Annotated in this window: 20 protein-coding genes; 5 read left to right on the top strand and 15 right to left on the bottom strand. The window is 63.4% G+C overall.

Annotation, left to right across the window (positions count from 1 at the left end; genetic code table 11):
* Window positions 1-66 precede the first annotated feature (66 nt).
* The 5 genes from DNK49_RS08930 to DNK49_RS08950 form a co-directional block, all read right to left on the bottom strand.
* Window positions 67-2,172 carry a hypothetical protein gene (locus DNK49_RS08930; protein WP_110524002.1) on the bottom strand — a complete coding sequence of 702 codons (2,106 nt, stop codon included), beginning with the start codon at window positions 2,170-2,172 and terminating at the stop codon, window positions 67-69.
* A 63-nt stretch (window positions 2,173-2,235) separates the two neighbouring features.
* A complete protein-coding gene (locus DNK49_RS08935) occupies window positions 2,236-2,853 on the bottom strand; it encodes a ubiquinone biosynthesis protein (RefSeq protein WP_110524003.1) in 618 nt (205 codons plus the stop codon).
* Window positions 2,854-2,896: 43 nt separating this feature from the next.
* Window positions 2,897-3,226: a hypothetical protein gene (locus DNK49_RS08940; RefSeq protein WP_110524004.1), complete on the bottom strand. Its 330-nt coding sequence runs from the start codon at window positions 3,224-3,226 to the stop codon at window positions 2,897-2,899.
* Window positions 3,223-3,927 (bottom strand): PspA/IM30 family protein, encoded by a 705-nt coding sequence (locus DNK49_RS08945; RefSeq protein ID WP_110524005.1) that lies wholly within the window; start codon window positions 3,925-3,927, stop codon window positions 3,223-3,225. The genes DNK49_RS08940 and DNK49_RS08945 overlap by 4 nt, the downstream gene beginning before the upstream one ends.
* Before the next feature lie 11 nt (window positions 3,928-3,938).
* Window positions 3,939-4,355, bottom strand: coding sequence for a YjfI family protein (locus DNK49_RS08950; protein ID WP_110524006.1), 417 nt, complete (start codon window positions 4,353-4,355; stop codon window positions 3,939-3,941).
* 383 nt (window positions 4,356-4,738) lie between these two features.
* Between DNK49_RS08950 and DNK49_RS08955 the strand changes: the two genes are divergently transcribed.
* Window positions 4,739-5,302, top strand: coding sequence for a Uma2 family endonuclease (locus tag DNK49_RS08955; protein ID WP_110524007.1), 564 nt, complete (start codon window positions 4,739-4,741; stop codon window positions 5,300-5,302).
* 12 nt (window positions 5,303-5,314) lie between these two features.
* Here DNK49_RS08955 and DNK49_RS08960 read toward each other — a convergent pair whose 3' ends face one another.
* Window positions 5,315-5,866 carry a cob(I)yrinic acid a,c-diamide adenosyltransferase gene (locus DNK49_RS08960; protein ID WP_110524008.1) on the bottom strand — a complete coding sequence of 184 codons (552 nt, stop codon included), beginning with the start codon at window positions 5,864-5,866 and terminating at the stop codon, window positions 5,315-5,317.
* A 167-nt stretch (window positions 5,867-6,033) separates the two neighbouring features.
* Here DNK49_RS08960 and DNK49_RS08965 point away from each other — a divergent pair, with 167 nt between their 5' ends.
* The 3 genes from DNK49_RS08965 to alaS are packed head-to-tail and all read left to right on the top strand — an operon-like array spanning window position 6,034 to window position 9,331.
* Window positions 6,034-6,285, top strand: coding sequence for a ribbon-helix-helix protein, CopG family (locus DNK49_RS08965; protein WP_110524009.1), 252 nt, complete (start codon window positions 6,034-6,036; stop codon window positions 6,283-6,285).
* A complete protein-coding gene (locus DNK49_RS08970) occupies window positions 6,275-6,688 on the top strand; it encodes a type II toxin-antitoxin system VapC family toxin (protein WP_110524010.1) in 414 nt (137 codons plus the stop codon). The genes DNK49_RS08965 and DNK49_RS08970 overlap by 11 nt, the downstream gene beginning before the upstream one ends.
* 21 nt (window positions 6,689-6,709) lie before the next feature.
* A complete protein-coding gene (gene alaS, locus DNK49_RS08975; RefSeq protein ID WP_110524011.1) occupies window positions 6,710-9,331 on the top strand; it encodes an alanine--tRNA ligase in 2,622 nt (873 codons plus the stop codon).
* A 96-nt stretch (window positions 9,332-9,427) separates the two neighbouring features.
* On the opposite strand, the gene hemF is transcribed toward alaS, so the two are convergent.
* The 9 genes from hemF to DNK49_RS09020 form a co-directional block, all read right to left on the bottom strand.
* A complete protein-coding gene (gene hemF, locus DNK49_RS08980; protein ID WP_110524012.1) occupies window positions 9,428-10,342 on the bottom strand; it encodes an oxygen-dependent coproporphyrinogen oxidase in 915 nt (304 codons plus the stop codon).
* A gap of 5 nt (window positions 10,343-10,347) precedes the next feature.
* The gene (purD, locus tag DNK49_RS08985) at window positions 10,348-11,625 is read right to left on the bottom strand and encodes a phosphoribosylamine--glycine ligase (RefSeq protein WP_110524013.1); all 1,278 of its coding nucleotides are present in this window, start codon (window positions 11,623-11,625) and stop codon (window positions 10,348-10,350) included.
* Window positions 11,626-11,638: 13 nt separating this feature from the next.
* Window positions 11,639-13,234: a bifunctional phosphoribosylaminoimidazolecarboxamide formyltransferase/IMP cyclohydrolase gene (purH, locus tag DNK49_RS08990; protein ID WP_110524014.1), complete on the bottom strand. Its 1,596-nt coding sequence runs from the start codon at window positions 13,232-13,234 to the stop codon at window positions 11,639-11,641.
* A 74-nt stretch (window positions 13,235-13,308) separates the two neighbouring features.
* The gene (locus tag DNK49_RS08995; protein ID WP_110524015.1) at window positions 13,309-13,545 is read right to left on the bottom strand and encodes a helix-turn-helix domain-containing protein; all 237 of its coding nucleotides are present in this window, start codon (window positions 13,543-13,545) and stop codon (window positions 13,309-13,311) included.
* Window positions 13,542-14,564 carry a tRNA dihydrouridine synthase DusB gene (dusB, locus tag DNK49_RS09000; protein ID WP_110524016.1) on the bottom strand — a complete coding sequence of 341 codons (1,023 nt, stop codon included), beginning with the start codon at window positions 14,562-14,564 and terminating at the stop codon, window positions 13,542-13,544. The genes DNK49_RS08995 and dusB overlap by 4 nt, the downstream gene beginning before the upstream one ends.
* A gap of 196 nt (window positions 14,565-14,760) precedes the next feature.
* Window positions 14,761-15,906: an FAD-dependent monooxygenase gene (locus DNK49_RS09005; RefSeq protein WP_110524207.1), complete on the bottom strand. Its 1,146-nt coding sequence runs from the start codon at window positions 15,904-15,906 to the stop codon at window positions 14,761-14,763.
* Window positions 15,893-17,245 carry a Xaa-Pro aminopeptidase gene (gene pepP / locus DNK49_RS09010; protein ID WP_110524017.1) on the bottom strand — a complete coding sequence of 451 codons (1,353 nt, stop codon included), beginning with the start codon at window positions 17,243-17,245 and terminating at the stop codon, window positions 15,893-15,895. The genes DNK49_RS09005 and pepP overlap by 14 nt, the downstream gene beginning before the upstream one ends.
* 79 nt (window positions 17,246-17,324) lie before the next feature.
* On the bottom strand, window positions 17,325-18,017 hold the full coding sequence (gene murU, locus DNK49_RS09015) for an N-acetylmuramate alpha-1-phosphate uridylyltransferase MurU (RefSeq protein ID WP_110524208.1): 693 nt from the start codon (window positions 18,015-18,017) through the stop codon (window positions 17,325-17,327).
* Window positions 18,018-18,025: 8 nt separating this feature from the next.
* Entirely contained in the window at window positions 18,026-19,045 is a 1,020-nt protein-coding gene (locus tag DNK49_RS09020) for an aminoglycoside phosphotransferase family protein (RefSeq protein ID WP_110524018.1), read from the bottom strand.
* A 123-nt stretch (window positions 19,046-19,168) separates the two neighbouring features.
* On the opposite strand from DNK49_RS09020, the gene DNK49_RS09025 reads away from it, so the two are divergent.
* On the top strand, window positions 19,169-21,721 hold the full coding sequence (locus DNK49_RS09025) for an LPS-assembly protein LptD (RefSeq protein ID WP_207806929.1): 2,553 nt from the start codon (window positions 19,169-19,171) through the stop codon (window positions 21,719-21,721).
* The last annotated feature ends 11 nt before the right edge of the window (window positions 21,722-21,732 follow it).

Below are 21,732 nucleotides of genomic sequence, written 5' to 3' on the forward strand. Positions count from 1 at the left end.
TTTCCGTGGGGTTCAGTTGGCCGGGCGCGGCACGGGGGCGGGCACGATGTCCCGCCCACTGTTCGATCAGGATTTGCGCAGGCTGTCGAGCAGGGTATTCAAGGCGGCGCGCTGGGTGTCGTCGCCGTCGCGCATGACCTTGCCCAGCAGGGCGGCAACCGAAAGGTTCTGCAACTCACCAGCAGAGCTGCCCAGGGCGCCGATGATGCCGCGCAGGTCACCGACCATATCGCGCTGACCGTCGAGATGATCCTTGAGACCAATCTGAAGGGTGTTGCTCTTGGCAATGGCGCCGTCGATGCCCTTGCCGACCGAGAGCGCATTGACGAAGCGCTCGAAGTAGTCGCCCTGGCCACCAACGATGTCGATGCGTGCATTGGCCAGTGCGGTGCCCAGCACGTCGGCTTGTTCGCGGGCGATACCCGTCTGTGCGTCGATGGCTTTCAGGGTCTCGATGTGGGCGTTCTCGAGACGCATGCGGAACTCCTCGTGCGCCCGGGTCTCCTCGCTCATGGCCTTCATGGCTTCGAACTTTTCCGCCAGGCCACGTGCTTCGGCCTGGAAGCGGGCCGCGATGACTTCCGCTTCGGCGCGGCCGGCCTTCACGGTGGCGTCGGCATCGGCGGAGCGAACCTGGACGTCGGCCAGGCCCAGCTTTTCCTTGCCCAGTGCCTCGGCTTCCATGCGTGCCTGAAGGGCGTCGGCCTCGGCATGGCCGTACTTGGTCACGGCTTCGGCTTCGGCGATCTTGACCTTGGCGTCGACCAGGCCTTGTTTTTCCTTGGCGTCGGCACTGACCAGCAGCACTTTTGCTTCGGCCAGGCCTGGGGCGGCGGTGATTGCCTCGATGCCTTCGGCTTCACGCTTCTTGGCCTCTGCTTCCTTTTCCGAGACCTTCAGCCGTGCTTCGGCCAGGGTGAGCTCTTCTGCGGCACGGTGACGGGCGCGGCGTTCCTGTGCTTCGGCGGCCTTGACCTCCATGATCATCTTTTCCTCGGCCTGACCTTCGGCAAGGATGACGGTGGATTTCTTGGTGCGATCAGCATCGGCGACCACACGCAGTTCCTTGATGGCTTCTTCCTGTTCGGCCACGGTACGTTCGACCACGATGCGTTCGCGGATGACGTCGGCAATCGCCTTCTTCTGCACTTCGACGGCGCGTTCCTTGTCGATCTGTTGCAGGGTGACTTCCTTCTCGCGATCGACGATTTCGAGTTCGCGGGCGCGGGTGACCTTTTCTTCCTCGATGGCAACCGCACGCTTGCGGTTGTTTTCGGCCACTTCGCGTTCCCGTTGCACGTTTTCCTGCTGCACGGTGATGGACTGCTCGGCCTGCAGCCGGGCCAGTTCGGCCTTGGTGTGTTCCTCGGCGCGGATGCGGGCCGTTTCGGCCTCTTCGCGCGCCCGGACCGAGGCAATCTCGCGCTGCTGACGGGCTTCTGCGTCGGCTTGCTGACGTTCGAGCTCCAGCAGGGTTTCGCGGGTCTCGACGTCCTTCTTCTTGATCTGCATTTCCTCGTTGCGGCGCAACTCGTTGGTGCGCACGCTTTCGGTGGCCGTCAGCTCGGTGATCTTCTTGATCCCCTGGGCGTCGAGGATGTTGCTGGGATCAAGCCGCGACAGCGGCGTCTGTTCGAGGTAGTCGATCGCCGCGTCTTCGAGCACGTAGCCAGAAAGGTCGTCGCCGATCTGGCGGATGATCTCGTCGCGGAAACGGTCGCGCGCCTGGTAGAGCTCGACGAAATCCATCGCCTTGCCGACGGTCTTGAGCGCCTCTGAGAACTTGGCCGAGAACAGCTCTTCAAGCGTCTCGTGGTTGGATGCCCGCTCGCAGCCGATACCCTGCGCCACCTTGAGCACGTCTTCGGCAGTCTTGTTGACCCGCACGAAGAACTTGACCTTGATGTCGGCCCGGATGTTGTCCTGGCAGATCAGCCCCTCATTGCCCGTGCGGTCGATTTCCACCGTCTTGAGGGCAATATCCATCATCTCGGCCTTGTGGATGATGGGGTACACCATGCGCCCGGTGAAGGTCACCTCCGGTTCGCTGCGCAAGGTATTGACGATCATCGCGTAACCCTGTTCCACCTTCTTGTAGAACTTGGCGAACATCGCGAACAAGCCGAACAGCAGGAAGGCCAGGATGCCGACGGCAATCAGGATGGGTTCCATGTAATCCCCTTCAGGTCATTGCCGGTGGTGCCGGCGGGTCGATGGTGATGCGTGATGTTGTGTTCAGTCCGCAGCCTGCACGCGGTAGCGCGCATTGGCGGGGTCGTAGTCGATGACGATGGCGCTGGCGCCGCGGGTGAGGGTGTTGGGTGTGTCCGCAACCACACGGATGTTGTACGTGCTGCCACGGCTATCCACCTCGGCACGGCCGAAGCGTTCGTCGACGCTGTTGGTCAGGATGCGGCAGCGTTGGCCGACGAGTTCGGCGTTGGTGGTGGCGCCGTGAGTGACGAAGAGGCGGCGCATTGGGCGTACCGCGCGGGCTGCAATCGGCAGCGCCAGGGCAAAGGCGCCAAGCAGTACCGCGGTGCCGGCGGCGAGACGAAGCGGGACCGTGGGTACCAGTGGCAGCAGCCACAGTGCGGCCAGGCTGCATAAGGTCCAGGCGATCAGGGTCAGCAGACTGACGACGACCGAAAACGGTACCCCGCCCAGCCCAAAGGCCACCAGGTAGCTGGCAAGGGTGCCAATGTCGCCTACATCGCCGTCGAGTTCGAGGCCGCCATGTTCGAAGTCGACCAGACCGAACATCGCCAGGAGCCAGTAACACAGTACGATACCGAGCAAGGTGCTGTAGATCGCGGTCGGGTAGGCAAAGGCGACTGCGGCGAAACTGCTCATGAACGCTCCCTCGTGCGTCGGATGCCGCAATATGCGGCGGGGTTCAGGGCCGTGCCAGGCCTTCGGCGAACTGGATCAGTTCGCGCGTGACCCGCTCCTTGATCGCCAGGCGGTCATTTGCATCCAGGCCAAAGCGCTGCGCCAGGGCGTTGTAGTCGGCCTGGGTCAGCGAGACGGTCAGGCGCGGACGCTTGGGGCGGTGATTGACCTGCAGACCAAGAACCTTGCGGATCTGGTCCGAGGTGGACAGGTTGCCTTCGAATGCCGCGCGGCGCACCGCCTCCAGTACGGTGGCCTCGACATCGAAAGCCACCTGTACGGCCCGGATGGCTTCATCCGAGCCTTGCCAGCGTGGCGGCTTGACGGCGCTCATTGGCCTTCAGCGTCGGTCTTGCGTGCGCGGATGCGCTCCATCACCCGGCGCGCACGCTCGGCGTCGCCGCCAATGCCTGCTTCGGCCAGCTTGATTTCCAGCGCCCGGGTGCCGGTTTCCTTGTCCAGCGATTCTGCCGCCGCCATGCGGTCGGCCAGCTCTTCATGCCGGCGCTTGATGCGGTCGAGCGACTCACGCGCATTGAGCAGCTTCGAGCCACTCGCCCCGATGTTGTCGGAGATCGAACGCGTGGCCTTGTAGACACTCTCGGTGGTGCGGGCGATGGCGACTTCGCGTTCGTGCTCGCGGACCTTGGCTTCGGCGCTCTTGATCAGGTCTTTAAGTTTGCCAACCTGCAAGGCGTAGTCGGCATGCACGCGCGATTGCTCTTCGAGTTGCTGCTCGGTTTCTGCAATCTTTACGGCGACCTCTTCGGCCAGTGCCTCCTTGCCCTTGCCGAGGGCTTCTAGCGCCAGGTCTTCCAGCCGCAGGGCTTCCGCGCGGATGCGCTCGATCTCGCGGGCGCTTTGCATTTCCTTGGCCATGACACCGGTCAGTTCGCTCTTTGCCTTCAGGATGGCATTGCGGGCGTCGATGATTTCCTGCTCGTAGATGCGTGTCGCGTTGGCATCGACCACGCTCTCACCCAGTTCCCGTGCGCTGCCGCGCAGCAGGGTCAGCATCTTTCCGATCACGCTCATGTTCGGCTCCTTCAGTTCAGGTAGTGGGCAAGCGCATCGAGGGCATCGAGTGCGTTGTCGCTCAGGGCTGCCACATCGTGGGCGATGTCTTCGACCCGGGCATCGGCGGCGAGGGCGCCGAACAGCACATAGTGCTCATTGACCCGCCCAAACGAAGACAGCGGAATGGACGGATTGAGGTCGAGCAGGGCTTCGAGCAACTCGGTACGCGTTTCGCCGCGGACTTCGGCTTCGGTCCACAGGTAGCAGATGCAAAGCGTCTGCGCCTCTGAGGCGGTAATGAAGATGGGTAGTTCCTCGCGCCCACCGATGACCACCTGGATGACCGGCACCGAACCGGGGATCGGCTGCAGGCTGATCGACGCACCGCCGAGGCGGGCCGTCAGCATGACATCGAGTCCGGCGATCTGCTCTTGTAGCGATTTCATCCTTTCCCCCTCTTAATGTTTAGGTCGATTGACGACACTGCCAATCTAGATGTTGTGACATAAAATGTCAAGACATTTTATGTCCAATTGCTTCCAGCTGAAGCGTGAGCGCATGCGCGACGGATTATGCCTTCGTCTTTGGGATTTGCGCTATGAGAAGTGGATGAAGCCGACAGGCTGCATGCACCTGCATAGACGCAATGTCGCGCTTTGACGGGATGGTGTGCTGTGCCAGCAAGCCATGCTCTCCCATGACGATCCATCCTGCGGGCTTCTAGGTCGGGAGGTGGTCGTGATTTGTGGCGTGAATCATGATGCCTTGCCGCACATGCCAAAGCCGATTAGGCTTGAACAGGGCGCTGACACGGGAAGGAGCACGGGTGATGGGTGAAGCTTTGGAATCCGGTTTGTTGAACCGCAAGGCTTACCTTGAGTGGGAAGCCGGACAGGTGGAAAAACACGAATATGTGGCTGGCGAGGTGTTCGCGATGGTTGGTGCGCGGCGGGAACACGTGCTGGTCGCAGGGGGGCTGTACGCGAGGTTGAGAGCGCAACTGAAGGGGACGCGCTGCCAGGTTTTTGTCTCTGACATGAAGCTCTTCGTTGCGGAAGCTGACGCCTACTTTTATCCAGACGTGATGGTCAGTTGCGACGAAGGTGACCGCCGTGCCGAGCTGGCAATCGAGCATCCTTGCCTGGTGGTGGAGGTATTGTCCGAGGGTACGGCGGAATACGATCGAGGGGCAAAGTTCGCGGCCTATCGCAAACTACCGGCCTTGAGCGAGTACCTGCTGGTTGATATCGGAGCCCGTCGCCTGGAGCTGTTCCGGCGTCAGGCTGATGGCTGGTTGATGACCGAGTCTGTGGCGGGCATGCCGCCGTTGCAATTGCGTAGCGTGGATTGCACGCTGTCTGTCGACGAGGCCTTTGAAGACCTCGTCGATTGAAGCCCGCCAGCGTCAGGCGTTCTTGCGTTTCTGCCACAGCACGTCGCCACGGCCCTCCGCGCGGTTGAGTACGCGGCCAAGCACGAACAGCAGGTCGGACAGGCGGTTCAGATACTGGCGCGGGCCGTCATTCACCGCTTCTTCCAGCGCCAGTGCGACCAAGGCGCGTTCGGCACGCCGGCAGACGGTACGGGCATGGTGGGCGAGGGCCGCGGCGCGGGTGCCGCCGGGCAGGATGAAGTCCTTCAGCGGCTCGAGCGGTTCGTTGAAGCTGTCGAGTTGTTCTTCGAGGTGCGTGACCTGCTTCTCGGTGATCATGCTCATGCCCGGAATGCATACTTCACCACCAAGGTCGAACAGATCGTGCTGTACGTCGGTCAGCAGTTTGCATACTGCTTCGGGCAGCGCTTCGCACAGCAGCAAGCCGATGATGGCGTTGACCTCATCCACTTCGCCGAGCGCATGGATGCGCAGGCTGTTCTTGGACACCCGCTTGCCGTCGCCGAGGCCGGTGGTGCCGGCGTCGCCGGTGCGGGTGTAGATCTTGGAGAGGCGGTGTCCCATGGTGGTCTCTGTTGTTGGTTGACGTGTACGTCAATTATAGGGAATGCGCGCGCGCTTTGGCGGTTTGGACGCATCGTGCAATGGCTTGGTGTGGCGCCGGATTGACTTGCCTGATGGCCCGGCATACGATGCGATACGCCGTGTAATACAGCCCTGGAGCCTGCCTGATGACCCTGTCGATTCGCCTCGATCCCGAACTCGAAGCCGAACTGGCGCGTGCGGCTGCGCAGACCGGGCTGAGCAAGAGCGAGTTGGTCAAGGCTGGGTTGAGGGAGTATCTCGCCCGGTTGAAGCCGCGGAAGACTCCTTATGAACTGGGAGCGGATCTGTTCGGGGGCACGCAGGCTGGTCCGGGTGATCTGGCGGCGCGGCGCAAGGCCTACCTTGCCGAGTCCTTGCGTGTGAAAAATGATCGTTGATGCGGGGCCGCTGATTGCCTTGTTCAACCCGGCGGACCGCGATCACGCGCGCTGCATCGGGTTTCTCAAGCAATGCGGGGCGACGCTGACGACGACGTGGCCGGTGCTGACTGAAGCCATGCACGTGCTGCGATACAGTCCCGATGCGCAGTTGCGCCTGCTCAACTGGGTGGAGCGGGGTGGATTGAGTGTGGCCGACCTCGATCCCGCCAGCATCGCCGGGTCGATCCGGCTGATGGACAGACACCCTGATCGTCCGATGGATCTTGCCGACGCGTCGGTGGTGTTGCTGGCGCTGCAGACCGGCTGCCGCGACGTGATGTCCATCGACAGTGATTTCGATCTCTACCGCCTGCCTGATGGTGGGTGGCTCAACAATGTTTTGCGTGACAATACGCACTGAAATCCCGCTACTGGAAACGCCATGAAATCCGCCGAAATCCGCGACAAGTTCCTCAAGTTTTTCGAATCCAAAGGCCACCAGATCGTGGCGTCGAGTTCGCTCGTGCCGCACGACGATCCGACCCTGCTGTTTACCAATGCGGGCATGAATCAGTTCAAGGATGTGTTCCTTGGCTTTGACAAGCGTCCCTACACCCGCGCCACGACGTCGCAGAAATGCGTGCGCGCCGGTGGCAAGCACAACGACCTTGAAAACGTCGGCTACACCGCCCGCCATCACACCTTTTTCGAAATGCTGGGCAACTTCAGCTTTGGCGACTACTTCAAGCGTGATGCGATCCGCTACGCCTGGGAGCTGCTGACCGAAGTCTTCAAGCTGCCCAAGGACAAGCTCTGGGTCACCGTCTATGCCGAGGACGACGAGGCCTACGACATCTGGACCAAAGAGGTCGGGGTGCCGGCCGAGCGCGTGATCCGCATCGGTGACAACAAGGGGGCGCGCTACGCGTCGGACAACTTTTGGATGATGGGTGACACCGGCCCCTGCGGTCCGTGTACCGAGATCTTCTACGATCACGGCGAGCACATCTGGGGCGGCCCGCCGGGATCGCCCGAGGAGGACGGTGATCGCTACATCGAGATCTGGAACAACGTGTTCATGCAGTTCAACCGCGACGAGGCCGGCGTGATGCATCCGCTGCCCAAGCCCTCGGTGGATACCGGCATGGGGCTGGAGCGGGTGTCCGCAGTACTGCAGGGCGTACACGCCAACTACGAGATCGACCTGTTCCAGAGCCTGATCAAGGCCGCTGCGCGCGAAACGTCGGATGCGGACATGGATTCGCCCTCGCTGAAGGTGCTGGCCGATCACATCCGCGCCTGCTCCTTCCTGATCGCCGACGGCGTCATTCCCGGCAACGAGGGGCGTGGCTATGTGCTGCGCCGAATCATTCGCCGGGCCATCCGCCACGGTTACAAGCTGGGGGCTCGTGCGGCCTTCTTCCACAAACTGGTGCCCGACCTGGTGGCCGAGATGGGTGAGGCCTATCCCGAACTGAAGGCCGGCGAGCGTCGCGTGAGCGACGTGCTCCGTCAGGAGGAAGAGCGATTCTTTGCCACCATCGAGAACGGCATGGCCATCGTCGAGGCCGAGCTCGACGCCATGGCCCAGGCGGGCAACAAGGTGTTCAACGGCGATACCGCGTTCAAACTGCACGACACCTACGGCTTCCCGCTGGATCTGACCGCCGACATCTGTCGCGAACGTGAAGTCACCGTCGATGCGGCAGCCTTCGATGCCGCCATGGCGCGGCAGAAGGAGCAGGCGCGTGCTGCGGGCAAGTTCAAGATGGCTGCCAATCTGGAATACGATGGCCCCGCCACGGCTTTCCACGGATATGAGCGCCTGGAAGAAAAAGGCAACATCCTGGCGTTGTACAAGGATGGTGCGGCGGTCAACGAACTGGTCGAAGGCGATTTCGGTGTCGTCGTGCTGGATAGCACTCCTTTCTACGCAGAATCCGGTGGTCAGGTTGGCGATCGTGGTGAACTGAAGGGAAGCGCCGGCATCTTTGCGGTGGAAGATACGCAGAAGGTGCAGGCCGCGGTGTTCGGCCACCACGGCGTGGTCAAGACCGGTCGTATCGCGGTCGGACAGGGTGTGACCGCCCGCGTCGATGTCGCGGCCCGTGCCGCCACCGCGCGCAATCACTCGGTGACCCACCTGATGCACAAGGCATTGCGTGAGGTGCTCGGCAGTCACGTGCAGCAGAAGGGCTCGCAGGTTGATCCGGACAAGACCCGTTTTGACTTCGCCCACACCGCGCCGCTGACCGCTGAGGAGATCCGCGAGGTCGAAGAGATCGTCAATGCCGAGATCCTCGCCAATGCGGCAACCGACGCTTCGGTGATGGCGCTGGAGGATGCGCAGAAGACCGGCGCGATGATGCTGTTCGGCGAGAAGTACGCCGATGAAGTGCGGGTACTGACCATCGGTTCGTCCAAGGAACTTTGCGGCGGCACACATGTGAGCCGTACCGGTGACATCGGCCTGTTCAAGATCGTTGTCGAAGGTGGTGTTGCAGCTGGCGTGCGCCGGGTTGAGGCGGTGACCGGCGAGAACGCGCTGCGTTATGCACAGGAGCAGGAGCGCCGTGTGCAGGGCGTATCCGCACTGCTGAAGGTGCAGCCGGAAGAAGTGGCCGAGCGTGTTGCCGGTATCCTGGACAACGTCCGCGTGCTGGAAAAGGAACTCGCCCGCCTGAAGTCCAAGCTTGCCGCCAGTCAGGGCGATGACCTGGTGGCGCAGGCTGTCGAGGTGAACGGTATCAAGGTACTGGCGGCCACGCTGGACGGCGCAGATCTACCGACCTTGCGCGAGACCATGGACAAGCTCAAGGACAAGCTCAAGACGGCAGCCATCGTGCTGGGCTCGGTCGCCGATGGCAAGGTGTCGCTGATCGCCGGGGTGACGGCGGACTCGACGGCCAAGGTCAAGGCGGGCGAACTGGTGAACTTTGTTGCCCAGCAAGTGGGTGGCAAGGGCGGCGGCCGTCCGGACATGGCCCAGGCCGGCGGTACCGAGCCTGACAAGCTGCCGGCCGCACTGGCCGCAGTGGCCGGCTGGGTGGGCGGCAAGCTGTAAAGGGTACGCCCGGGATCACGCCGGTTCAGGCGTGATCCATAAACAGAAACGGCAGCGGGTTTGAACCGGCTGCCGTTTTTTTATGCGCCCTGTCGCTCAGACCCAATCTCGTGGCTGCAGGAAAACCTCGTACAGCTGCGCTTCGGGTGAGCCGGCTTCGGGGTGCCAGTCGTAGCGCCAGTGCACCACCGGGGGCATGGACATCAGGATGGATTCGGTACGGCCACCGGACTGCAGGCCGAACAAGGTGCCACGGTCGAACACCAGGTTGAATTCGACATAGCGGCCGCGGCGGTAGGACTGGAACTCGCGTTCGCGTTCGCCATAGCTGTCGTGACGGCGGCGTTCGACGATGGGCAGATACGCGTCGAGGAAGGCGTCTCCCACCGAGCGGGTGAGACCAAACGCAGTATCGAATGGCGTGTGTCCATCGGCGCCAAGATCGTCAAAGAACAGGCCGCCGACGCCACGTGGCTCGTTACGGTGCTTCAGGAAGAAGTAACGATCGCACCATTCCTTGAGCCGGCGGTGTTCGGCGTCGCCGCCAAACGGCAGCACCGCTTGCCGGCAGACCGTATGAAAGTGGCGGACGTCGTCTTCGTTGGCGTAGTAGGGGGTCAGGTCCATGCCGCCGCCAAACCACCATACCGGCGCCTTGCCTTCTGCCAGCGCAACGAAGCAGCGCACGTTCATGTGTACCGTGGGGCAGTAGGGATTGCGCGGGTGCAGTACCAGCGACACGCCCATGGCCTCGAAGCGGCGGCCGGCAAGCTCCGGTCGGTGTGCGGTCGCTGATGCCGGCATGCCATCGCCCATGACATGGGAGAAGTTGACCCCGCCGCGTTCGAAGAACTGGCCGTCTTCGATGACTCGTGTCAGTCCGCCTCCACCGCCAGGGCGCTCCCAGCCGTCGGCGCGGAAGGCCAGGCCGTCGAAGGCTTCCAGCTCGCTGACGATGCGCGCCTGCAGCCCCGTGAAATACTGCTTGATGGTGACGAGGTCGATGCTCATCCGGATCAGGCCTTGCGCGCGACGGCGCGGTAGCCGATGTCGCGACGGTAGTGACAGCCATCGAAACGGATTGCCGCAGCCAGCTCGTAGGCGCGCTTCTGTGCGGCCTTGACGTTGTCGCCGAGCGCGGTGACGCACAGCACTCGCCCGCCTGCCGTGACCACTGCGCCATCGTGCTCGGCGGTGCCCGCATGGAAGACATGGGTATCGTCGTCGGCCTTGGTGGGCAGGCCATCGATGCGGTCGCCCTTGCGCGGGCTGTCGGGATACCCGGCAGCGGCCAGCACCACGCCAAGTGCGACCCGGCGGTCCCATTCGGCTTCGGTCTGATCCAGCTTGCCGGCAATGGCGGCTTCGACCAGGTCGGCGAGGTCGGTCTTCAGCCGCATCATGATCGGTTGGGTCTCGGGGTCGCCCATGCGGCAGTTGAACTCGACCACGCGCGGCCGTCCGGCGTCGTCGATCATCAGGCCTGCATAGAGGAAGCCGGTGTAGGGCAGGCCGTCGGCGGCCATGCCGGCCAGGGTCGGCTGGATGATCTCGCGCATGACACGGGCGTGCACTTCGGGGGTGACCACCGGCGCGGGGGAGTAGGCGCCCATGCCACCCGTGTTGGGGCCCTGGTCGCCATCCTGCAGGCGCTTGTGGTCCTGGCTGGTGGCCAGCGGCAGGGCATGCTTGCCGTCGGCCATGACGATGAAGCTGGCCTCCTCGCCCTGCATGAACTCCTCGATGACGACCCGCGCGCCCGCGTCGCCCATCTTGTTGTCGAGCAGCATCATGTCGATGGCAGCATGGGCTTCATCGAGCGTCATTGCCACCACCACGCCTTTGCCCGCGGCCAGGCCGTCGGCCTTGATCACGATCGGGGCGCCTTCGGCATCGATATAGGCATGGGCCGTACTGGCGTCGGCAAAGGTCTGGTACTTTGCGGTGGGGATGTTGTGCCGGATCAGGAAGCGCTTGGCGAAGTCCTTCGAGCTTTCGAGCTGGGCAGCATTGCGGGTCGGACCGAAGATGGGCAGATCTGCGGCACGGAAGGCGTCGACCACGCCGGCAGCCAGCGGCGCTTCCGGGCCAACCACGGTAAAGCCGACCTGCTCAGCACGAGCGAGCTCGACCAGGGCATCGACGGCACTGACTGCCACGTTCTGCAGCTTGGGCTCACGGGCGGTGCCGGGGTTGCCGGGGGCGACCAGCACCCGGGTGATCTTGGGTGACTGGGCAAGTTTCCAGGCCAGCGCGTGTTCGCGCCCGCCCGAGCCGATGACGAGGACTTTCATTAGGCGCTCCGGATCAGTGACGGAAGTGGCGGAAGCCGGTGAACACCATGGCGATGTTCTGTTCGTCCGCGGCGGCGATCACTTCGGCGTCGCGCATCGAACCCCCCGGCTGGATCACGGCAGTGGCACCGGCCTGAGCCAGCACGTCCAGACCGTCACGGAAGGGGAAGAATGCGTCTGATGCGACCACGCAACCGGGAATCGACAGACCGGCGTTCTCGGCCTTGATCTTGGCAATGCGGGCGGAATCCACCCGGCTCATCTGCCCGGCACCGACGCCAATGGTCATGCCGTCCTTGCAATAGACGATGGCGTTGGACTTCACGTACTTGGCCACGCGCCAGGCGAACAGCATGTCGCGCATCTCGGTCTCGGTTGGCGCGCGCTTGGTGACCACCTTCAGGTCAACGAGCTGGATACGGGCTTCGTCAGCGCTCTGCACCAGCAGGCCGCCGCCCACGCGCTTGTAGTCGAATGCGCCTGCAGGCTGACCCAGCGGGCAGGTCAGCACGCGCACGTTCTGCTTGGCACGCAGCAACTCCAGTGCGTCGGCAGTGTAGGACGGGGCGATCAGCACTTCGAGGAACTGGGCCGACACCGCTTCGGCTGCGGCACGGTCAACTTCGACGTTGAAGGCAATGATGCCGCCAAAGGCCGAGGTCGGATCGGTGGAGAAGGCCTTCTTGTAAGCTTCCAGAGGGCTCGTGCCGAGTGCGACGCCACAGGGGTTGGCGTGCTTGACGATCACGCAGGCGGCGTTTGCCGTGTCCCTGTCGAAGGCTTTCACGCATTCCCAGGCCGCATCTGCGTCGGCGATGTTGTTGTAGGACAGCTCCTTGCCCTGCAACTGGGTATAGCTGGCGATACCGCCTTCAGCGGCGTTGGGTTCCTTGTAGAAGGCTGCGCTCTGATGCGGGTTCTCGCCGTAGCGCAGGTTCTGCACCTTGTCGAAGGCGAGCTGAAAGCGTTCCGGGTAGGTCTGCCGGGACACGTCACCTGCATCGTTGGTGACCAGCGCGGTCAGGTGGTTGGAGATTGCCGAATCGTAGCGTGCGGTGTGGGTGAATGCCTTGACTGCCAGTGCGAAGCGGGTCTTGTAGGACAGTTTGCCGGCGTTGGCCTTGAGCTCGGCGATGATACCGGCGTAGTCGTCCGGGTCGGTGACGATGCCGACACCACCGGCTTCGTCGCCATGGTTCTTGGCGGCTGCGCGAACCATGGTCGGGCCGCCGATATCGATGTTCTCGATGGCGTCTTCCAGCGTGCAATCGGGGCGGGCCACGGTGGCCTGGAAAGGATAGAGGTTGACCACGACCAGATCGATGCGGCTGATGTCGTGGGCGGCGATGGTCTGCATGTGTTCGGCCAGGTCGCGGCGGGCGAGGATGCCGCCATGGACCTTGGGATGCAGGGTCTTGACCCGGCCATCGAGCATTTCGGGAAAGCCGGTGTGCTCGGAAACATCGGTCACCTCGAGGCCGGCTTCGCGCAGCAGGGTGGCGGTGCCGCCGGTGGACAGGAGCTTGACGCCGAGTCCGGCCAGTTCACGGGCAAATTCGAGGGCGCCGCGCTTGTCGGAGACGCTGATCAGGGCTTGGGTGACGTTCATCTTGAGATCTTGCAGAAGGATGTGAATCGGAAAACTGGGTATGGCGTCCCGGCGCGGGCCCCTGCGACGGAGACTCAGAGCAGGTCGTAATCGGTCAGCTTGCGGCGCAGTGTGTTCCGGTTGATGCCGAGCATGTCGGCGGCCACGGTCTGATTGCCCTTGGCTTGCTGCAGCACGAATTCGAGCATCGGCCGCTCGACGTTGCGGATCACCATGTCGTAGATCGCAGCCGGCTTCTCACCGTCAAGGTCGCGAAAATACTGATCGAGGGTCCGGAAGACGGAGTCGGCGATTTCGTTGCTGCGGCTCATGCGGCGAGTTCCTGAGGCTGTTCTTCTTCGTAGCGCAGACGGGTGTCGGCATCCGCAAGCTGGCCAAAGAAGTCGTCGACGGCCGCGAGCTGGGCCGGAATGTCGGGTAGCTGGTTCATTGCCCGGCGGAATGCCGCCGAGCCGACCAGACCCTTGGTGTACCAGGAGATGTGCTTGCGCGCGATCTTGACCCCGGTGTCTTCGCCGTAGAAGGCGTACAGGTCGGCCAGGTGTTCGCGGCAGACCTGATGGATTTCGGTGACCAGCGGTGCAGGAAGCAGTTCGCCGGTGGCAAGGAAATGCTCGATTTCACGGAAGATCCAGGGCCGGCCCTGCGCTGCACGACCGATCATGACACCGTCCGCACCGGTGTAATCCAGCACGAACTTGGCCTTCTGCGGGGTGGTGATGTCACCGTTGGCGATCACCGGGATCTTCACCAGCGTCTTGACGTGGGCGATGGTGTCGTACTCGGCCTCACCCGTGTATTGGTCGGCGCGGGTGCGGCCATGAATGGCAATGGCACGGATGCCCGATTCCTCGGCAATGCGCGCAATGACCGGTGCGTTCTTGTTGTCGCGGTTCCAGCCGGTGCGGAACTTGAGCGTGACGGGCGTGCCTGGCACGGCCGCGACCACCGCCTCGAGAATGCGCGCGACCAGCGGCTCGTCCTGCATCAGCGCAGAACCTGCCATCACGTTGCACACCTTCTTGGCCGGGCAACCCATGTTGATGTCAATGATCTGGGCGCCGCGGTCGGCGTTGTGACGCGCGGCTTCTGCCATCATCGCCGGATCGGCGCCGGCAATCTGTACCGAGATCGGGTCTACCTCGCCGTCATGGTTGGCCCGACGCTGGGTTTTTGCGCTGCCGTACAGCAGCGAATTGGACGTGACCATCTCGGACACGGCAACGCCCGCCCCCAGTTTTTTGCACAACTGGCGGAAAGGCCGATCCGTCACGCCGGCCATCGGTGCAACGAAGAGATTGTTACGTAAGGTGAAACCGGCGAACTGCATGGGTGGGGGCAATGCGGGAAAAGGACGGCATTTTACCCCATGGAGCCTATGCTGGGGGTGCGCAAAACTTCCGCATCGATCTGCTGTGCGTGCGAATCATGCAACGGCGGGTGGGTTCATGCCGCGCCTGCCTGCATCGGTGGGGGTGTGCCCGCCTGCGGTCACGACCTGCACACGACAGCTCGCCCACGCGTTTTCACGGCCAGGCGCGTGCTCCAAACATCATCCGCTTGGCAATGAAATGGCGCAGCGGTGGGCAGATGTCGAGTGCGAACAGGCCGGCACCACGGGCATGGCGCAGCGGTGCGATGTCATTGCTGAACAGCCGGACAAGCCCATCGGTGAAGCGGATGGTGCCCAGGCGGTCAAGCCCGCGTGCCCCTTGGTAAGCCGACAATACTGCATGGCTGCCGGGGTCGCTGGTGTGGCCCAGCACGGCCTGCGCGAGGGCATGAACGTCGCGCAATGCCAGATTGAAACCTTGGCCGGCAACCGGGTGCAGGGTCTGCGCCGCGTTACCCAGCCAGACTGTGCGCTGGCCTGTCGGCTTGCGGCGGTAACGCAACAGCAAGGGGTAGCGCAGGCGATCGGTGATGCCCTCGAGTTGCACGCGTTGGCCGATGGTGTGCTGCAGCAGGGCGAGATAGCGGGCGTCGTCGAGGGCCAGCATCTGGTCCGCACGCTGCTCGTCGACGACGTGCACCACGGCATAGCCCTGGCCACAGGGCAGTAGTGCCATCGGGCCGCTGGCCGTGAAGCGTTCGAAAGCGGTGTGCCGGTGTCCGCCGTGACTGCCGACCTGGGCAATCAGGGCGTGCTGGTGGTAGTCGTGCTCGACGACCTCGGGGTCGTCCTGCGCCATGCCGCCTTCGGCGCAGGCTGCCAGGCGGGCGTAGCGCGTGCTTGCGTGCTGGCCCCTCAGACTGATCGCAACGTCGGTGGCCGTCGGTGCAAGGCGGGTGACTTCGGTGTTGTCCAGGATGGTGATGCCGGCGCGCTCCACCGCTGTGCGCAGCGCCTTGGCCAGCCCGCCGGCTGGCAGCACATGGCCCAGGGCAGGCAGGTCGTAGTCGTCGGCCTGCAGGCAGGTGCGGCCGAAGCTGCCTTGCTGCGAGATGTGGATGGTGCGGATGTCGGTGGGCGAGAGTGTCTGCCAGACGCCAAGCTGCTCAAGCGTCAAGCGGGTACCGTGGGACAACGCGAGAACGCGCGGGTCGGCCGCTGCCGCATCGGCTGGCCGGGTGTCGGCCAGCACGATGTCCAGCCCGGCATCCTTCAGGCTCAGGGCCAGCGCCAGCCCGACCGGGCCAGCGCCGACAATCAGCAGGTCATGTTGCTGCATGGGCGGCATCCCGCATCAGGGCTTCGATGTCGTCGATCTCGCGCGGTACGCCGTCAGTGAGATAGTCGCAGCCGTTCTCGGTGACCAGCGCGTCATCCTCGATGCGGATGCCGATATTCCAGAATGCTTCCGGTACGTCGGCGGCCGGGCGGATGTAGCAGCCGGGTTCGATGGTCAGCACCATGCCCGGCAGCAGCGGACGCCATTCGCCGCCGAGCTTGTATTCGCCCGCATCGTGGACATCCATGCCCAGCCAGTGGCCGGTGCGGTGCATGTAGAAACGGCGATAGTCGCCCTTTTCCATGACTTCGTCGAAGCTGCCCTTGAGCAGGCCAAGATCGATCATGCCGCGGGCCAGCACGGCTACTGCGGCCTCGTGGGGTTGATTCCAGTGGGCGCCGGGTCTGACTGCCGCGCGTGCAGCATGCTGGGCGGCGAGCACCAGCGCGTAGACGTCGCGTTGCGGGCCGCTGAAGTGGCCATTGACCGGGAAGGTACGGGTAATGTCAGAGGCGTAGCCATCGAGTTCGCAGCCAGCGTCGATCAGCAGCAGGTCGCCGTCACGCAGCAGGCAGTTGTTCTCGATGTAATGCAGCACGCAGGCATTGCCGCCACCCGCAACGATCGAAGTGTAGGCCGGGGCCTGGCTGCCTGCCGCACGGAAGGTGCGCAGCAGTTCGGCTTCGATTTCGTACTCGTGCCGTCCCGGGCGGGTCTGCTGCATCGCCCGGCAGTGTGCCTCTGCCGAGATCTGGCCGGCGCGGCGCATCAGTGCGATCTCGCTGGTGTCCTTGATCAGGCGCATTTCGTCCAGTTCGGCGCGCAGGTCGCGCACCGAATGCGGCGGCGTGATGCCGGTACGGGCGTTGGCGCGGACGGTGTTGAGCGCGCTCATGACCTTGCCGTCCCAGTCGTTGTCGTAGCCCAGACCGCACCACAGCATTGGCTGGTTGGCCAGGAAGTCGGGCAGGCGGCGCTCGAGGTCGCCGATGGTCCAGGCTTCGTCAAAGCCAAACAGTGCGGCAGCGGCCTCTGGGCCATAGCGGAAGCCGTCCCAGATCTCGCGCTCTTCGTCTTTCTGGCGGCAGAACAGGATCTGCTTCGGCGTGGCGCCCGCAACCAGGACCAGCACGGCTTCCGGTTCGTGAAAGCCGGTCAGGTAGTAGAAGTAACTGTCGTGCCGGTACGGGTAGTGGGTGTCCCGGTTGCGTGCGCGTTCCGGTGCCGTTGGCAGGATGGCAACGCCGCCGCCATTGGCTACCATGTGGGCGAGCAGGCGTTCGCGCCGGGCGCGGAAGGGCGTGGTGTCGAGCTTGAGGGGTTCGTTCAGGGCGTTCATGTGCTGAATTATGACATGGCTGGCAGGTGGCAATTCGACCGTGCTTGCGGCATACAGTGCCGGAGACAGTGGTCAGGGCTCAGCTCGATCGCCGATCTTCCAGGGTGCGCAGCCGGGTATCCAGGGCGGCTAGGCGCTCGGGTGTGCCGACATCGATCCAGATGCCAGCGTGGCGGACGCCTTCCACCTTGCCGGCCTGCATGGCTTCACGCAGCAAGGGGGCCAGCTTGTGGGGCGTGTTGTCGGCCAGCGCGGAAAACAGTGCTGGATGGTAGGCGCCGATGCCAGAGAAGGTCAGGCGCGGCGCCCCATCGGTGGTGATGCGGTCGCCGTCGAGTACGAAATCACCTGCGGGGTGGTGTTCGGGGTTGTCCACCAGCAGCAGGTGCGCGAGGCTGCCGGAGGCGCGCAGGGTGGCTGCGCGGCTTGCCAGCTGGACAAAGTCCACGTCACAGAATACGTCGCCGTTGATGACCAGAAATGGGGCTTCGCCCAGCAGTGGTAGCGCCTTGCGGATGCCGCCGGCGGTTTCGAGAGCCTCGGTTTCGGGCGACCAGATGATCTGTACGCCCAGTGCGCTGCCGTCACCGAGCGCCGCCTCGAGGCAGTGCCCGAGATGGGCGTGATTGATCACCAGTTGGGTGATGCCCGCGTGACGAAGGTGCTCGATGTGCCAGACGATCAGCGGCTTGCCGCCGACCTCGAGCAGGGGTTTCGGGCAGTGGTCGGTCAGCGGGCGCATGCGCTCGCCGCGCCCGGCGGCGAGGATCATGGCCTTCATCAGAAGGTGTAGCCGTATTCGACCGGCACCGGATCAAGCTTGTCGAGGATCTTGAGCAGGGGGCCGAGGGCGCGGTAGCGGTCGCAGGCCTTGCGCAGGTAAGACATGACCAGTGGCATGTCCTTGAGGTAGGCCTCCTTGCCGTCGCGGTGGCACAGGCGGGCAAAGATGCCCAGCACCTTCAGGTGGCGCTGCACGCCCATCCACTCGTAGTCGCGGTGAAAGTCGCCAAAGTCCTCGCGTACCGGAAGCCCGAGCCTGCGTGCCATTTCCCAGTAGCGGGCGAGCAGGTCGAGCACGAAATCTTCATCCCAGGCGATGTAGGCGTCCTTGAACAAGGACACCAGATCGTAGGTGATCGGTCCATATACCGCGTCCTGGAAGTCGATCACGCCGGGGTTTACGCCATCGGTGACGCGCATCAGGTTGCGCGAGTGGAAGTCGCGATGGACGAAGACCCGGGGTTCGGCGAGATTGACCGCAATGATCTGGTCGAAGGCGGCCATCAGCGTGGCTTCGTCCTTGGCGTCCAGGCTCATGCCCTTGTGGCGGCTGATGTACCACTCGGGGAAGAGCATCAGTTCCCTGCGCAGCAAGGCTTCGGAATAGTCGGGTAGAACGTCCGGACGGCTCGCTGCCTGGATCGCAAGCAGCGAGCCGATTGCATCGGCGTACAGGTGTGCCGCCTCCAGCGGCGTGCACTCGGGGTGCTGCAGCGCATTGAGATAGGTGGTGCTGCCCAGGTCGGACAGCAGCAGAAAGCCCTGTTGGGTGTCTTCGGCCAGCACCTCCGGCACATGGGCGCCGGCCTCGCGGAACAGCCGGGCGACTTTCAGCCACGGGCCGCAATCCTCGTGTTCGGGTGGTGCATCCATGACGATCAGGCTGGGGCCGCCGTCGGCGAAATCGGCACGGAAATAGCGGCGGAAGCTGGCATCGGCCGAAGCCGGGCTGAGGCTGAAACTGCGACCTGGCTGGCAGGTTTCGAGCCACTGCTTAAGTTGTACAAGTCTGGGCAAGCGGGTTCTCCGCGATCGTTCGTGTAGAATTCGCGAGTTTATCAATACGACTGCCTGTGCGGGCAGTCGCTTACCTTCTGCCGAACGGGGATCGCTTTGCCAGACTTGGGTTTGAAGACACGGATGCGACTGATTCCACTGCTGTTGTGCTGCATTTCGGCGCCAGTGGCGGCGGCAGGCATGGCGCCGCTGGTGGTGTCGCCGGAGCTGGTTCGCGGGGCAGGCGCCAAAGCCGCAGTGAAGGAAGCGCCAGCGGTGGCGCCCAAGGCGCCTGTCGTCGAGGCGCCGGCGGATGCGCGCGAGGTGCGGCGAGTCGAAGCCGGAACGCCTGCGGCCCCCCCGGGTGCTGCGCTGCCCGCGTCGGCTCCGGTACAGCCGCCCGCCGCGCCAGTGCGCCCCGCTGCTGCCGCTCCCCTGCCTGCATCGGCCGCGCCCGCTGTGGCTTCCCCCACGCCGGTCAGGCCGGATGCGACGACGCAGGCCCCCGCTGCAACGGGCACGACCGAAGTCAGTGCCTTGCGTATCAGCGGCACCCGTGCAGTCGAACTGGTGGCTGACGGGGATGCCGAACTGCAACGTGGCGAGATGATGTTGACGGCCGATCGTCTCGTCTATCGAGAGCCCAGTGACGAGGCGCTTGCCGAAGGCAATGTCCGCTTGCGTCAGGGCAACGATGAGATTTCCGGTCCTTCTGCCAGCCTGGTCGTGGGGGATAGGGTCGGCGCGTTCCAGTCGCCACGCTATTCGATCACCCGTACGCGCGAGCCGCTCGAGGAGGGCGATGAGCCGCGTCAGGTGACGGGTGGCGGGCAGGCCGATGTACTGTATTTCGAGGGTGAGAACCAGTATCGGGCGCAGAACTCGACCTGGTCGACCTGTCGGGTCGAGGATCCCGACTGGTATATCAAGGCACGCGAACTGACTCTGGACTACGACCGTGAGGTCGGGGTCGCAAAGGGTGGCACCGTGGTGTTCATGGACGTGCCGCTGTTCTGGCTGCCGTGGGCCGAGTTTCCGCTGGTCGGGCAGCGCCAGTCGGGCCTGCTGCCACCCACTTTCGGTTCGTCCAACAAGACCGGCTTCGACCTTACTACACCCTATTACTGGAATATCGCACCAAACTACGACGCCACGCTCTCGCCACGCTGGATGAGCCGACGAGGCCTGCAGCTTGGTGGTGAGTTCCGCTATATGGGGGAAAGCTATCGGGGTGAGGTCCGGGGCGAGTATCTCGCGCGCGACAATGTCAGCGGCGAGCAGCGTACCTTGGGGTCATTGCAACACCAGCAATGGATTACGCCCACGCTATACGGCTCGCTGGATCTCAACGCGGTCTCGGACGACGAATACTTCGAGGACATGAGTTCGCGGGTGTCGGTGGCTTCCAAGGTCAACTTGCTGCGTGAGGGGCAACTCATCTACGCAGGTAGTCCTTGGTGGCAGGCATCTGCGTTGGTGCAGAGTTATCAGACGCTGAGCCCGGATCCCGACAACCCGGTGGTTACGCCTTACCGTCGACTGCCTCAACTCAAGCTGAACGCATCTCGCCCTGATCTGATGGGGGGCGCGGCATTTGATTTGAGCAGTGAGTATGTTCGTTTCGAGCATCCGCTTGATAGCCGGCCGGACGCGACGCGGACCACTGCGTATCCGCAGGTATCACTTCCTGTGCAGGGGGCTGGCTACTTCGTAACGCCCAAGTTGGGTCTGCACCATACTCGATATGATATTGATCGTGATCGTCAGCAGACCTCACCCGCCTTGCGAAATTCGATCAGTCGGTCAGTACCCATTTTCTCGATCGACTCTGGTCTGATTTTCGAACGCGAAGCCAGCTACTTTGGTCGCAACTTCGTTCAGACACTTGAGCCGCGGCTCTACTACCTGAATGCAGCTTATCGTCGCCAGGACGACATTCCTCTGTTTGATACTACTCGGTATGACTTTGGTTTTGCCCAACTGTTCGCCGAGAATCTCTATACTGGTGGCGACCGCATTGCCGATGCCAATCAGCTGACCGCTGCGGTCACCTCGCGTCTGATCGACCCGGAGAGTGGTGCAGAGCGCATGCGCGTATTGCTTGGACAGCGCTATTATTTTGAGGATCAGCGAGTATCCTTGAATTACCTCGATAACAACGGCAACGTCGTCAATGTGGAAACCCCGCGGACCAGCCGTCGTGCGGACATCCTGGCCGGTGTCGGTGCGCGCTTGAGCGAGGACACCTCGTTCGAATCGCTGTGGCAGTACAACCCCCGTGATTACTGGACCGAGCGCTTCAACGCGACTTTCCGCTATCAGCCCGGTTTCGCCCGCGCGTTGAACCTGAGCTATCGCTATGCCAAGGACATCCTGCGCGATGTGGATGTGTCCGGACAGTGGCCGCTCGGTGGCGGCTGGTATGGGGTGACCCGCCTGACCCATTCGCTGAAGGACAAACGCCTGACCGAGGCCATCGGTGGCATTGAGTACGATGGAGGCTGTTGGGTGGTGCGTGTCGCCATGCACCGTTTTGCCACCAGTGCGGATGACGTGACCAAGGCCTTCTTCGTGCAGCTTGAACTCAACGATCTGGCGAGCATCGGCTCCAGCCCGGTCAGCCTGATCAAGCGTAGCGTGCCGGGTTACGGCAAGATCAACGAACCAGGCTCGGACCGCGTGTTCGGCCTTGAGTGACTTCGCTCACC

The organism is Parazoarcus communis SWub3 = DSM 12120, assembly GCF_003226565.1.
GTDB lineage: Bacteria > Pseudomonadota > Gammaproteobacteria > Burkholderiales > Rhodocyclaceae > Parazoarcus > Parazoarcus communis.